Origin of the sequence: Brevibacterium sp. FME17 (genome assembly GCF_014897515.1) — a bacterium.
Taxonomy (GTDB): Bacteria; Actinomycetota; Actinomycetes; order Actinomycetales; family Brevibacteriaceae; genus Brevibacterium.
This window is the reverse complement of record NZ_JABUYD010000015.1, coordinates 40,483-53,744: the sequence shown is the minus strand read 5'-3', so window position 1 is coordinate 53,744 and position 13,262 is coordinate 40,483. Positions and strand designations below refer to the sequence as shown.

Here is a 13,262-nt window from a genome sequence, read left to right as displayed (position 1 = left end):
GCGATGCGTTTCCCACTCTTAAGTCTCACAGAGCTTCAGCCTCGCGAAGGAGCCTCAGTCCAGCAGGTCATGCCTGACGATCGACTGTTCGCGGTCGGGACCGACGCCGATGACCGACATCCGGCAGCCCGAGCGCTCCTCGAGTGCGAGCACGTACTTCTGGGCGTTCTCCGGCAGGTCATCGAAGGTCCTGGCTCCGGTGATGTCCTCAGTCCAGCCGTCGAAGTATTCGAAGATGGGCTTGGCGTGGTGGAACTCGGTCTGCGACATCGGCATCTCATCCTGGCGGACTCCGTCGACTTCGTAGGCCACGCACACGGGGATTCTCTCGATGCCGGTGAGCACGTCGAGCTTCGTCAGCACGTAGTCGGTGAAACCGTTGACGCGTGCAGCGTAACGGGCGATGACAGCGTCGTACCAACCGCAGCGGCGCGGACGTCCGGTGTTGACTCCGAACTCACCGCCGGCCTTCTGCAGGTACTCCCCCATGTCGTCGAAGAGTTCCGTGGGGAATGGTCCGGCACCCACACGTGTGGTGTAGGCCTTGACGATTCCGACGACTCGGTTGATGCGGGTGGGGCCGATCCCCGAACCGACGCAGGATCCGCCGGCAGTCGGGTTCGACGAGGTCACGAACGGGTAGGTGCCGTGGTCAACGTCGAGCATGGTCGCTTGGCCACCCTCCATGACGATGACTTCGCCACGGTCGAGAGCATCGTTGAGCAGCTGCTCGGTCTCTGCAACGTAGGGGCGCAGGCGTTCGATGAAAGGCTCGAAGTATTCGACGATCTCCTCGACGTCGACGGCCCGACGGTTGTAGACCTTGACGAGGAGTTCGTTCTTCTGCCGCAGCGAACCTTCGATCTTCTGGCGCAGGATCGACTCATCGAAGATGTCCTGGACGCGGATGCCCAGGCGTCCGATCTTGTCCATGTAGGCGGGCCCGATGCCGCGTCCGGTGGTGCCGATGGCACGTTTGCCCAGGAACCGTTCGGTCACCTTGTCCAGGGTCTGGTGATAGGGCGCGACGAGGTGGGCGTTGGCCGAGATCCGCAGCTTCGACGTGTCTGCTCCGCGGGATTCCAGAGCCTCGATCTCCTCGAACAGTGCTTCGAGGTTGACGACGACGCCGTTGCCGATGACCGGGGTGACGTTGGGTGAGAGGATGCCTGCCGGCAACAGTTTGAGTTCGTACTTCTCACCGCCGACGACAACCGTGTGACCTGCGTTGTTCCCGCCATTGGGCTTGACCACGTAGTCGACGCTGGTCCCGAGGATATCGGTCGTTTTGCCTTTACCTTCGTCACCCCATTGGGCGCCGACGACAACGATTGCTGGCATGAGAGTTGTTCACCTCGAAGTGAAGGGAGGGGATGTCATTACCGCATTAGTCTACTGGGTCACCATGACACGACAGCGAGCAGGTTATGCAGACGCGAAGCCAGCACTACATCTGAACGCTGGCCTAGCGGTCGTTCTACAGCTGGCCAAGCGGTCGTTCTACATCTGAGTCCGCTGCGCGATGATCTGCTCACGCAGAATCTCCGCATGCCCGCAGTGCTGAGCCAGCTCGCGCAGCATATGGAGATAGATCCAGCGCAGGGGCATCGGCCCCGACCGATGTCCTGTGAGCACTGTGTCCAGAGTCATCGATTCCACTGCGTGATGTGAGGCATCGACGGCCTGCCAGTAGGCCTCGGTGACGCTTTCCACGGTGTCCTCGTCGCCGAGAATGAACGAGTCACCGGAGTCACTCGGCAACCCGTATTCGGTCCGGTACCGCCCGGTCACGACTTCCCCGAACCAGACGGTTTCGACGAAGATCGCGTGCTTGGCCAAGGACAGCAGAGTCGTCCGGCTCTGCACCAGGGAACGTCTCGCCTCGTCCTCGCTCACCCCGTCCAGGCAGGCCAGGAGCCTGTTCCGGTGCTCGTCGACAAGCGCGGGCAGCTGCTCATCGATGGGAGCATTTGTGATGTCTCGCTCACGGGAGTCGACCATGGGCACCAGCATAGGCCCCGCCCAGCCTCTTGCCCCGCCGAGCTTGTCGTACTTATGCTGAGGTCACCAGTAGTTCCGTCGTTCGGGCACAGTGCTCCTGAACGTCGCCGGTGACGTCGACGTCAGGCTTGCAGCCCCGTTGGAGGTCGTCATGTCTATCGCGAGCCCGTCCGCTTCATCCTCAACACCATCGCGTCCGCCACTTCCATTCGCCAGCCGGGCTGAGCACCTCGTCGGCTCCGTCATCGATTCCTCCGTGGCGATGCTTGCCACCTACGATCACGACATCGTCAAATTCGGCATGGGCGCACCTGCCCCAGACATGCTGCCGTCCGAGGATTTCGCCCGGATCGCGAACAGCGTATTCACCCCCGAGAGCTTCACCTACGGGGCAACGGAGGGCGAACCGGTCCTCATCGACGCGCTGCTGAACTACCTGCAGGAGACCGGTCAGATCCCTGCCGAGCATTTCGGCAACCGTGACCGTCTGGTCATCACCACCGGCGGCATGCAGGGAATCGACCTCGGGTTCAAACTCTTCGTCAGCCCCGGAGACCTCGTCCTCTGCGAGGCTCCCACGTACACGAACGGCTCGGCCACAGCACTGAGCTATGAGGCCGAGATCGCCGAGGTGCCCGTCGACGAAGAGGGCATGCAGGTGGACTTGCTCGAAGACATCGTGGCGCGGGCCGGGCGGGCGCCCTCTGTGATCTATACGGTCCCGACATTCCAGAACCCGGCCGGAGTGACGATGTCACTGGCCCGGCGCGAGAAGCTCCTGGAGTTCGCCCACCGCCACAACTCGGTCATCCTCGAAGACAATCCGTACAGCACGCTGCGCTTCTCCGGGGAGGACCTCCCTTCACTGAGCCAGCTCAGTCCCAACGATCCGCTGATCTTCGGTGTGCGCACCTTCTCCAAGTTCGTCGCCCCCGGGCTGCGCATCGGCTGGCTCGACGCCGACCCGGAGCTGCGCGGCCTCATCATCAACGCCAAGCAGGTCATGGACTCGTGCACGAGCCTGCCGACTCAGCACATGGTCGCGAAATGGCTCAACGACGGCAACGCGGAAACGCACGTCGCCCATCTGCGCCGCTCCTACGGCGAGCGCAAGCAGACCATGACGTCCGGTCTCGAACGGCTCTTCGGCCAGGAGGTACGCTCGACGGATCCCGACGGGGGCTTCTTCCTGTGGGTGACGTTCAACGACGAAACCGTCAACACCGAGGACCTCATGCCAGTGGCTCTGGAGGAAGGCGTGGCCTATATTCCCGGCACGGCGTTCTCCCAGACCGGTGACTTCACGAACGCGCTGCGGCTGTGCTTCGCCTCGGCGGAACCGCAGCGTATCGAGGAGGGTCTGCAGCGTCTGCGCCGAGCCGTCGACAAGTACAACTCGGCTCGTTCCCACGCCCGCCACTGACTCAGCACTGACGAGTTTCCCCTCGAGCGCGGCGTTCGATCACTCGAGCGCCGCGTTCGTGCCCTTAAGCGCGGCGCTCGCGCTCTAGAGCTTCCCGTCACCCTCGCCGAGGCGGCTGATCCATTGGATGAGCAGCGCGGTCTCGGTCGTGCCGAGAATCTCCGGGTGCGCCGCCGCGCGCTCGATGACCGAATGCCCCAAACGCCTCTCATCGTCGCCGGCCTGCGCTGTTCCGGTGATCGCCGCGAGCACACCTTCGCGCACTCCTGCTGAAAGGTCCGGGTCGTCCTTGCCCTGGATGATCAGGCGCAAGGTCACTCCGATGTTCGTCGCCAGGATGTGGGCGGCTGCCTGCTCGTAACCGACCACCAACCGCCCCTGCCCCTCGGCCTGCCGTGTCAGCGAACGCAGGATCTCACTGGGCTTCGACTGCGCCTCCGGCGAATACCCAGGCCGCACCTTGCCGTACATGAGCGTGTAGAAGCCCGGGTTCTCCAACCCGAAGGACACATGCGCATCCCAACCCATCCGCAGGTCCTGAATCGGGTCCCCGCTGGATTCAGAGGCGGACTTGGCCGACAGGTACATGTCGAAGCCACGTTCGATGACGGCCTCGATGAGCCCCTGCTTATTGCCGAAGAAGTGATACAGAGTCGGCATCTTCACGCCCACAGCATCACAGACCGCACGCAGCGAGAAATCCTCACCGGGAGCCGCAGCAATAAGGTCCGCAGCCGCATTGAGCAACCGGGTCCGTGTATCGATTGAGGCCATGTCTGTCATGTCGCTATATTATCGTGTATTGTCGATATAGCACGATATACCACCGATATAGATGGAGACGACATGACCAACCATTCGCTTCAGGGCAAGACAGTTCTCATCGCCGGCGGCGGCAAGAATCTGGGCGGGCTCATCGCCCGACAGGCCGCCGAGGCAGGTGCCGATATCGCCATCCACTACAACTCCGAGTCCTCCCGCCCCGAGGCCGAAGAGACGCTCGCCGCGGTCGAAGCCAGCGGGGCGAAGGGCGTGCTCCTGACCGGAGACCTCACCCAGCCCGCCAACGTCGAGACGCTGTTCGCCGATGCCACCTCGGCGCTGGGGACGATCGACATTGCGATCAACACGACCGGCAAGGTGCTGCGCAAACCCATCGCGGACACCACGGAAGACGAGTACGACTCGATGTTCGACATCAACTCCAAGGCCGCATACTTCTTCATCAAGGAGGCCGGGAATCACCTGGCCGACAACGGGAAGATCGTCACAATCGTCACGGCGCTGCTCGCGGCGTTCACCGACGGCTACTCGACCTACGCCGGAGGCAAGAGCCCGGTCGAGCACTTCACCAGGGCGGCGGCAAAAGAGTACGCAGAGCGCGGAATATCGGTCACGGCGATCGCACCCGGCCCCATGGACACCCCTTTCTTCTACGGCCAGGAAACACCTGAGCGGGTAGAGTTCCACAAATCGCAGGCCATGGGCAATCAGCTCACGCGGATCGAGGACATCGCACCGATCGTGCGTTTCCTCGCCACCGATGGCTGGTGGATCACCGGCCAGACGATCTTCGCCAACGGCGGATACACCACCCGCTGAGTCGACCACAGAACTTAAGGAGACACCATGTCAGATCTGCAGATTCCCGAACCCGTCGCCGGCTTCATCGACACCGTCAATGCCCACGATGACCAGGGATTCTTGGACGCATTCACCACCGATGGCACGGTCGATGACTGGGGCCGCGAATTCACCGGACGTGAGGCGATCAGGGCCTGGAGCGACAAGGAATTCATCGGCGCGACCGGCACACTCACCCCCGAAGAGGTCAGTACCGACGGCGATGAGATCACCGTCATCGGTGACTGGCGCTCAACACACGCAAATGGCCGGTCCTCGTTCGCCTTCGTCGTCGCCGGCGACAAGCTGAGCAGAATGACCATCCGCGAGGGCTGAAACCTCCCCTCTCCGTCATATTCAGTGTCAAGGAACCGCCGGATGCCTGTCATCCGGCGGTTCCTTCGCATGCCCCCTGTGGCAGAATGAAGGGGACGCACACCAGCGTCGCGGCGGTGGGGCTCGCCGTACCCAACCTCGGTTCTCCGACAACAGTCCCTACCTCAACCGGCGTCAGCATGCCCGAAAGGTAGGAGATCCCATGCACAGTGCACCCATCGTCGTCGGCGTCGCCCCCGGCCAGCCCGCCGAGGTGGCCCCTGAGTTCGACCCGGACCTGCACTCCGCGATCTCCGAGATCCTGCGCGGTTCGACCGTGGATTGGACGACCCGGTGGCTCGCCGGCGGCCCTGCACAGGAACTGACCCGCATCGCCGAGGAAGTCGACGCACAGATGATCGTCGTCCCACTCGCGTCGAGTCACGAACCAGCACCGTCGAATCCCGAAGACTCCAAGGGAGGCGATCGATGAGCCGGCCGAATTCCTGGCGAGCGCCGCACCGGCGACCGTTACACCGGCGACCGGCGCACCTCCGGCTTCCCTATCTCGGCCTCGCCGTAGTCGGCGGCACCCTGGGCACGGCCGCACGCGAGGCGGTGTCACTGGCTTTTCCACCACTGGCTGGGATTCCGGTGGCGATCTTCGCGGTCAACATCCTCGGCGCGTTCCTGCTCGGTCTCCTTCTCGATGCGCTGGCCCGCCTAGGTCCCGACGAGGGACGCCGACGCACAGTGCGCATCATGGTGGGCACCGGCTTCATGGGCGGTTTCACCACGTACAGTGCGCTGGCCACCGATGCTGCAACGCTCATCGGCAGCGGCTCTCCCGGCACCGGCATCGCATATGGCCTGACCACCCTCCTCATCGGCGCGATTGCCACCTGGGCGGGAATCGCAGCGGCGAGCGCAGCCCATGATCGCCGAGGTGCGCAATGACTCCGCTCCTCTTCATCGCTTTGGCCCTGGCCGGCGGCATCGGCGCAGCGGCACGGATGCTCCTCGACGGCCTCATCAAGTCACGTGTGAATGGAGCGATCCCGTGGGGGACGATCATCATCAATGTCAGCGGATCCCTCGCATTGGGCCTGCTCACCGGACTGGCCACGTCCCACATCCTGCCCGAGGCCTGGCAGCTTGTGATCGGCACGGGATTCCTCGGCGGGTACACGACGTTCTCGACGGCCAGCTTCGAGACTGTACTCCTCGTTCAGGAGCGCAGGTGGACGGCCGGCCTCATCAGTGGTCTCGGGACGTTGGTCCTTGCGACCACTGCGGCAGGGCTGGGACTGTGGGTCGGCGGACAGCTGTAGCTGCTGGAGCCGTATGCCCACCTCACCTCACCCCAGTCCAATTCACCGGCACATCATGAGAGCATTCTCATCGCTGCGGCGCCCAACCTCGGCGCCGCTTCGTCCATACTTGTCGTATGGGACGCTACGGATGGCTTCTGGTGATCGGGGTCGTCCTCCTCGGCGCTTTGGGCTGGTTCGGCGCCGGCAAGACGCTGGCCGAGGACGACACTCACCTCGGCCCGCCGGTAGTCGTCCCGACGCCGACAGCACCCCCATCGCCTCCCACGCCTACGGATGAGCCGACCCTCGACACGTCCCAGAGCCCGGCACCACAGCCCTCTGATTCGAGTAATTCCACCGGAACCGCCCATGGCGCAGACCGAATCAAACCAGGTCCGCCCAGGACTGCCGGCGACGATGACGATTACGATGACGACGACGACGATATCGACGACGCAGACGATGACGATGACGACCACGACGACTCAGACGACGATGACGACGACCGATACGACGATGACTGAGCTGGGCGAGGACGTGAATGTCTGAGATCCGCCGAGGCGTGACCGCCCGCACGCGCATCCTCGGGTGGATTCTGCTCATCCTCACCATCGCCGTGTCGATCATCGTCGTCACCACTGCCCGGGCAGAGCTCTCCCGTGTCAAGGTCCAGGCCCACACTGAGCTGCAGCACGAGGTGGAGAAGTTCCGCGACTTCGCGAGCAGCCCGAGCTCTGGCGACGGCGGAGGCTTCAACTCCGTTCAAGCACTGATGACCAGCCATCTGCAGAACAACCTGCCCGAACACACAGAAACGTTCTTCAGCATCGTGGATGGGAAAGAAGACCAGCGCAGCGTCGACAATCCGCCCTTTCGGCTCGACCAAGATGCCGAGTTCGTCGCTGAGGCTGCCAAGGTGGCTACTCCCGAAATCAACGAACGTTCCACTCCCGCCGGCCCGGTGACCTATGCGATCGTTCCCATCCAGATGCAGGGCAGCTCGCAGACGGGGCAGCTGGTCATCGTCGAATACCTCACCCCCGAATACGACGAGGCATGGGCGACGATCTGGACCATGACGATCATCGCCGTCATCGCTCTGGCCATGGCGGGAATCTTCGGCTGGCTGGTCGCCGGACGGGTACTGTCCCCGATCAGGCAGTTGAGCGAAACTGCGTCGCGGATCGGCGAAGAGGATCTCAGCCGGCGGATCGAGGTCACGGGCAATGACGATGTGGCCCACCTCGGCGTGACCTTCAACCGGATGCTCGACCGGCTCGAAGCCGCGTTCGCCGGCCAACGGCAGTTCCTTGATGATGCTGGGCACGAACTGCGCACCCCGATCACCGTCGTCCGCGGCCATCTCGACGTCATGGGCGATGACCCCGAAGACCGGGAGTACACGCTCGACCTCGTCGGAGATGAGCTGCGACGCATGTCCCGACTTGTCGACGAGCTCATCATGCTCGCCGGCAGCGAAGGTCCTGACTTCCTCATGCTCGCACCGACGGATATCACCGATCTGGTCTTCGAAAGCTTCTCCAAAGCAACTGCCCTGGGGACGCGCAACTGGGTCATCGATGCCACCCCTGAAGCGTTCGGCATCGTCGACGAGCAGCGGCTGACCCAGGCACTGCTGCAACTGGCCGCCAACAGCGTCGATCATACCGACACCGGTGACACCATCGCCTTCGGCGGCCGCACCACAGCCGACACCATCGAACTGTGGGTCCGAGACACCGGATCCGGTGTGGCCGAAGAAGACCGCGAACGCATCTTCCAACGCTTCGCCCGCAGCAAGAAGGCCAAACCCGGCAGACGCGGGACGGGGCTTGGCCTGACGATCGTCGACCGCATCGCCAGGGCTCACGGTGGTAGCGTCTCAGTCAGCTCAGTTGAAGGAGAGGGAGCGACATTCCTCATCGAATTGCCATGGCACCATCCGGAAGTGGAGGACCAGTGACCCGCATTCTCATCGTCGAAGACGAGGACCGAATCGCGTCCTTCGTGAACAAGGGGCTGAAGGCAGAAGGGTACGCAACCGAGATCGCCGACGACGGTTACACCGCGATCGACCTCGTGCGCACCGGACAATTCGACCTCGTCATCCTGGACCTGGGCCTGCCTGGGCTGGACGGCTTCAGCGTGCTGCGCCTGATCAGAGGCGAACGCCACGATCTCCCGGTCATCATCCTTACCGCCCGCGAATCGACCGAGGACACCGTGGCAGGACTGTCCGGCGGCGCCGACGACTATATGAGCAAGCCCTTCGCCTTCGACGAGCTGCTGGCTCGTGTCCGACTGCGGCTGCGTCCCTCCACCCCGCAGGACCCGAGTGTGCTCAGGGTTGGCAGTCTGGCCCTCGACATCCGCACCCGCCGGGCACTGGTCGGTGAGCGTGCCATTGAACTCAGCTCACGCGAGTTCACGCTGCTTGAGGTCTTCCTCCAGCACCCCGACCAGGTGCTCAGCCGAGCCCAGCTGCTGAGCAGAGTGTGGGGACTCGATTTCGACCCCGGCTCGAATGTCGTCGACGTCTATGTCAGGTATCTGCGGGAGAAGCTGGGCCACGACACGATCGAGACTGTCCGCGGGGCGGGGTATCGTCTGCGAGTCATCGACTGATCGTCGAGGTGAGCGCCGCAGAGATGTGAAAGCTCTCATCTTCACCTCATCGTCGCCTTAGATGGGGACGACAGTCTTGATGGTGAACGTCATCAAGGAGGAAAAAATGTCGCTTGTTCTCGCACTGGGCACTGACCTGGTCGCCATTGTCATCCTGGCCTACGTCCTGTACTTCCGCAGGCACCGTCGCCGTGATCTGCTGCTGTCCTATGTGGCACTGAATATCGGAGTCGTTGCCGTGACGCTGGCGCTGGGCTCGGTGGAGGTGGGTGTCGGGTTGGGCATGGGCCTCTTCGGCATCCTCTCGATCATCCGGCTGCGCTCGGATCAGATCACCCAGCAGGAGATCGCCTACTACTTCACCGCACTGGCTTTGGGTCTCCTGGCTGGACTGCATCCCGATCCTGCCTGGCTGACACCGACGCTCTCCGCGCTGGTCCTGGTCGCCATCGCTGTGCTCGACAGCCCCATGATCGCGTCCTCGACGCACCGTCACACGCTGACACTCGATCGCGCGATCACCGATCAGGACGAGCTCATCGCTCACCTGGCCGACATGTTCGCCGCCGATACCGTACGAGCAGAGGTCCTCGACATCGATCTGGTGCGAGACACGACGCTGGTCGATGTGCGATACAAGGCTAAGCCCCACCGCAGGTCACAAGCGCCTCAGACATCTCAGACAGACCACCTGGCTGACAATCACATCGCGGTGGGCACGCGGCCTGAGCATCCGGTGGACCTGGAATGACAATGACCAGAACCCCCATTGCCGAGGCGGTCCCAGCGATGGCCTCGCCCCACCTGGACCTCGCTGACCTGGACGAACTCGATCAGGCTGCCGAGCTCACCGCGGCCAACGAGTTGGATGCGCAGCTGCTGCGCATGAACTCCATCTCATTGGGCGAGCTCAATTCGCAGGCCCGTCTCATGACTCGTGTCGATCGGAAGTACTTCCTGCCGAGGGCCCTATTCGTGGAACTGCTCAAGGCCACAGAGGACGACTTCAGCGTGCTGGAGATCGGGCAGAAGAGATGCTTCGAGTACCGAACCGTCTACTTCGACTCCCCAGATTTCCGGTTCTTCCGAGACCATGTCCAGGAACGTCGTCACCGGTACAAGGTGCGAACGAGAACCTACGTGGAGACCGGCACCTGCCACCTCGAGGTCAAGTCGAAGGGTTACCGGGGACAGACCGTGAAGGAGCGAATCCCTCACTCCACCGATCGCCCAGGGTCACTGTCGGAGACCGACATCGGGTTCATCGATTCGATCATCGGCGGCGACTCGCACCGCCGGGTCCCTGCCGACCGATTGGAGCCGGTGCTTGAAACCATCTACGACCGGATCACTCTGTGTCATGACCATCAGCGACTGACGTGTGACCTCAACATTCGCGCGGTCAACGGGGACGAGACCCATGACGGTCCCGATGATGTCCTCGTCGAGACGAAGTCCGCCGGTGGCGGCGGCATCTGGGACGCGCTGCTCAAACAGCACGGCGTCCGACCGCACAAGGTCAGCAAGTATTGCGTAGCCGCGTCACTGCTCTACCCGCAGCTGCCGAGCAACCCGTGGAAACAGACGATCAAACGTTACTTCGTGTGAGTTCGCGGCTGAAGGGGCTGCCGTGTTCAGCGATCGCGACCAGACCTCCCACACGTTTACCGCGTAAACCCTCCAGCATCGAAGCAATCAGCACGAAAACTGGTTTGCGCTTGTGAATAACTGAATCAATTGATATGTTATTTACGTTGTAAACACCCGGATACATCCCCACCTGAATATACAAGGCGCCTCCAGCTCGGCCGGAGGCGCCTTGTACGTCAAGTAGAGGAACAACCATCATGGGCTGATCTGATGTCGATGGCCATGGCCCCACCGCTGAAGTGGCAGGGTCACGGCCATCGCTCGTTGCCCATCACAGCAGCCGGGGACGCGTGTAGGATCGCTACGATGACCCTGCCGGGCCGGGCCGATTCGCCTCCCGCGACCGCTCGCTTCGAAGACAAGGAGATTTCATGAATCGCACACGCCTGCGCCGAAAGGATGTCATTCAGTCCGCGATCGCATATATCGACGAATATGGGGTCCAGTCTCTGACCATGCGCCGCCTGGGCACCGCCCTCGACGTCGAGGCCATGGCCCTGTACCGGCACGTCTCCAGTCGCGAAGAGCTCGTCTCTGCCGCTGTCCGTGAACTCATCGACGGCCTCTTTGACGACGAACTCATGCAGACTCAACCGAAGAGCTGGGAGGCCTACTTCCAGCACGTTGCCAACGCCATGCGCAATCTGGCGCTGTCTCATCCGAGGATGTTTCCCCTACTGATCTCACAGCCGCCTGAAGCCCCCTGGCTGCGGCCCCCTCTGCGCAGCGTTCGCTGGTTGGACTATTTCCTTGCCTCACTCCTCGGCTACGGCTTCTCCGAGACTCACGCGGTGAAGGCCTATAAGGCCTTCACCAGCTTCCTCCTCGGCGACCTCCTTCTCCAGGTGACCGCGATGGGCATCGACATCGCGCCGGTAGCCGGCGACGGTGACGAACCCGAAGAGGATCCTGCCGAGTATGCAACAGTCAAGCGCCTGGAAGGCAAACTGGCCGAAGACCTCTCACAACGCGAATTCAGCGACGGATTGGATGACCTCATCGAGCGCATCCGCACCGTCTCTGAACTCTGAGTCGGTCGACCTAAGCGCACGACGGCTTACCTACGCGCACTGGTTCACCTCACGGGCGACGTGTCACTTATACGCGCGGTGGTACTGGGACGGCCGGTAATCGATCTCGTGGCGTAGAGCGTCAGCGGCCCGGAGCGGGAAGTTCGGGTCACGCAGCGATTCGCGGCCGAGAAGAATGACATCTGCCTGCTCGGTCGCCAGGATGTGTTCGGCCTGAAAGGGCTCGGTGATGAGTCCGACCGCCGCGGTCGGAATGTCCGCCTGCCTGCGGACCCCCTCGGCGAAGCTCGTCTGGTAGCCGGGGCCGACAGGAATCTTGGCCATCACGTTGCCGCCGGTGGAGACATCGACGAGGTCGACGCCATGGCCCTTCAACCAGCCGGACAGCCGCGCGGTGTCATCGAGGCTCAGCCCACCCTCGGTCCAGTCCGTCGCGGACAGGCGCACGAGCACGGGAACGTCCTCGCCCACCTCGGCGCGAGTGGCATCGACAACCTCGAGCAGGAAGCGCGCCCGGTTCTCCGGGGTTCCGCCGTAGGAATCGGTGCGGGTATTGCTCAGCGGGGAGAGGAATTCGTGGAGCAGGTAGCCGTGCGCGCCGTGGATCTCCACAAAGTCGAAGCCGGCCTCCATCGACCTGCGCGCCGAGGCTGCGAAGGCAGCCACGATCTCGGCGATCTCCGCTTCGGTGAGCTCACGTGGAGCATCCAATCCGGGGAACGCCTCGGGTGAGGGAGCCAGTGTCTGCCAGCCGCCTTCGCTCTCGGGCAGACTGCCTTCGTGGTCGGCGCCCCACTCGGGGTAGGTCGAGGCCTTACGGCCGGCGTGGGCGAGTTGGATCCCGGCCGCGGCCCCCTGCGTGTGCATGAAGTCGACTACCGGGATCAGTGCATCGCGCTGCTTGTCATTCCACAGGCCCAGGTCTTTCGCGGAGATCCGCGCCTCGGGAGTGACGCCGGTGGCTTCGACGATGATTGCGCCTGCGCCGCCCCGGGCCAGGGATCCGTAGTGGACGACGTGCCACGGGGCGGCTACGCCGTCGAGGGTGTCCACGGAATACTGGCACATCGGCGGCACCCAGGCACGGTTGCGGAAAGTCAGGCCGCGCAAGGTGAGGGGTTCGAACAGCAGATGAGACATATGACCTCGTGATCGTCAGTAGTGGACTCGAGCCTTGAGCGCTGAACTCGAGATGAAGTACGAAGCTCCTCGTACTTCGATGTTTACCGTACTACGAAGAAGAACGTATAATCAAAGGACTGTGAATCACTGTGACGAAAG

The 13,262-nt window shown here is 62.9% G+C and carries 17 protein-coding genes; 12 read left to right on the top strand and 5 right to left on the bottom strand.

Annotated features, from left to right (window positions below; all coding sequences use genetic code 11):
- Window positions 1–54: 54 nt before the first annotated feature.
- Together INT40_RS13865 and INT40_RS13860 are read right to left on the bottom strand one after the other, a co-directional pair.
- Window positions 55–1,341, bottom strand: a complete 1,287-nt coding sequence (locus INT40_RS13865) for an adenylosuccinate synthase (RefSeq protein ID WP_193072342.1) — start codon at window positions 1,339–1,341, stop codon at window positions 55–57.
- A 159-nt stretch (window positions 1,342–1,500) separates the two neighbouring features.
- Entirely contained in the window at window positions 1,501–2,001 is a 501-nt protein-coding gene (locus INT40_RS13860; protein WP_193096304.1) for a DinB family protein, read from the bottom strand.
- Between the two features lie 151 nt (window positions 2,002–2,152).
- Between INT40_RS13860 and INT40_RS13855 the strand changes: the two genes are divergently transcribed.
- The gene (locus INT40_RS13855; protein ID WP_193096303.1) at window positions 2,153–3,424 is read left to right on the top strand and encodes a PLP-dependent aminotransferase family protein; all 1,272 of its coding nucleotides are present in this window, start codon (window positions 2,153–2,155) and stop codon (window positions 3,422–3,424) included.
- An 84-nt stretch (window positions 3,425–3,508) separates the two neighbouring features.
- On the opposite strand, the gene INT40_RS13850 is transcribed toward INT40_RS13855, so the two are convergent.
- On the bottom strand, window positions 3,509–4,207 hold the full coding sequence (locus tag INT40_RS13850; RefSeq protein ID WP_193072338.1) for a TetR/AcrR family transcriptional regulator: 699 nt from the start codon (window positions 4,205–4,207) through the stop codon (window positions 3,509–3,511).
- 63 nt (window positions 4,208–4,270) lie between these two features.
- On the opposite strand from INT40_RS13850, the gene INT40_RS13845 reads away from it, so the two are divergent.
- From INT40_RS13845 to INT40_RS13800, 10 genes are all read left to right on the top strand, one after another.
- Window positions 4,271–5,026 carry an SDR family oxidoreductase gene (locus INT40_RS13845; RefSeq protein ID WP_193096302.1) on the top strand — a complete coding sequence of 252 codons (756 nt, stop codon included), beginning with the start codon at window positions 4,271–4,273 and terminating at the stop codon, window positions 5,024–5,026.
- A 27-nt stretch (window positions 5,027–5,053) separates the two neighbouring features.
- Complete coding sequence (locus INT40_RS13840; RefSeq protein WP_101572758.1) at window positions 5,054–5,383, top strand: nuclear transport factor 2 family protein; 330 nt, start codon at window positions 5,054–5,056, stop codon at window positions 5,381–5,383.
- 202 nt (window positions 5,384–5,585) lie between these two features.
- The gene (locus INT40_RS13835) at window positions 5,586–5,855 is read left to right on the top strand and encodes a hypothetical protein (protein WP_101572755.1); all 270 of its coding nucleotides are present in this window, start codon (window positions 5,586–5,588) and stop codon (window positions 5,853–5,855) included.
- Entirely contained in the window at window positions 5,852–6,319 is a 468-nt protein-coding gene (locus INT40_RS13830; protein WP_101572753.1) for a fluoride efflux transporter FluC, read from the top strand. The genes INT40_RS13835 and INT40_RS13830 overlap by 4 nt, the downstream gene beginning before the upstream one ends.
- The gene (gene crcB / locus INT40_RS13825) at window positions 6,316–6,693 is read left to right on the top strand and encodes a fluoride efflux transporter CrcB (RefSeq protein ID WP_101572751.1); all 378 of its coding nucleotides are present in this window, start codon (window positions 6,316–6,318) and stop codon (window positions 6,691–6,693) included. Before INT40_RS13830 ends, crcB begins: the two co-directional genes overlap by 4 nt.
- Before the next feature lie 116 nt (window positions 6,694–6,809).
- Window positions 6,810–7,199: a hypothetical protein gene (locus INT40_RS13820; RefSeq protein WP_193096301.1), complete on the top strand. Its 390-nt coding sequence runs from the start codon at window positions 6,810–6,812 to the stop codon at window positions 7,197–7,199.
- 17 nt (window positions 7,200–7,216) lie between these two features.
- Window positions 7,217–8,638 (top strand): sensor histidine kinase, encoded by a 1,422-nt coding sequence (locus INT40_RS21230; protein WP_193096300.1) that lies wholly within the window; start codon window positions 7,217–7,219, stop codon window positions 8,636–8,638.
- Window positions 8,635–9,300 carry a response regulator transcription factor gene (locus INT40_RS13810; protein WP_101572747.1) on the top strand — a complete coding sequence of 222 codons (666 nt, stop codon included), beginning with the start codon at window positions 8,635–8,637 and terminating at the stop codon, window positions 9,298–9,300. The genes INT40_RS21230 and INT40_RS13810 overlap by 4 nt, the downstream gene beginning before the upstream one ends.
- A 106-nt stretch (window positions 9,301–9,406) precedes the next feature.
- On the top strand, window positions 9,407–10,051 hold the full coding sequence (locus INT40_RS13805; protein ID WP_101572745.1) for a DUF4956 domain-containing protein: 645 nt from the start codon (window positions 9,407–9,409) through the stop codon (window positions 10,049–10,051).
- A gap of 2 nt (window positions 10,052–10,053) precedes the next feature.
- On the top strand, window positions 10,054–10,908 hold the full coding sequence (locus INT40_RS13800; protein WP_193096299.1) for a polyphosphate polymerase domain-containing protein: 855 nt from the start codon (window positions 10,054–10,056) through the stop codon (window positions 10,906–10,908).
- Here INT40_RS13800 and INT40_RS13795 read toward each other — a convergent pair.
- Window positions 10,889–11,149 carry a hypothetical protein gene (locus tag INT40_RS13795; RefSeq protein WP_193096298.1) on the bottom strand — a complete coding sequence of 87 codons (261 nt, stop codon included), beginning with the start codon at window positions 11,147–11,149 and terminating at the stop codon, window positions 10,889–10,891. The genes INT40_RS13800 and INT40_RS13795 overlap by 20 nt on opposite strands.
- 172 nt (window positions 11,150–11,321) lie before the next feature.
- Between INT40_RS13795 and INT40_RS13790 the strand changes: the two genes are divergently transcribed.
- Entirely contained in the window at window positions 11,322–11,981 is a 660-nt protein-coding gene (locus tag INT40_RS13790) for a TetR/AcrR family transcriptional regulator (RefSeq protein ID WP_193096297.1), read from the top strand.
- A gap of 63 nt (window positions 11,982–12,044) precedes the next feature.
- Here the strand turns inward: INT40_RS13790 and INT40_RS13785 are convergent, their stop codons facing one another.
- Window positions 12,045–13,121: an NADH:flavin oxidoreductase/NADH oxidase gene (locus INT40_RS13785; RefSeq protein ID WP_101572740.1), complete on the bottom strand. Its 1,077-nt coding sequence runs from the start codon at window positions 13,119–13,121 to the stop codon at window positions 12,045–12,047.
- Window positions 13,122–13,262 lie beyond the last annotated feature (141 nt).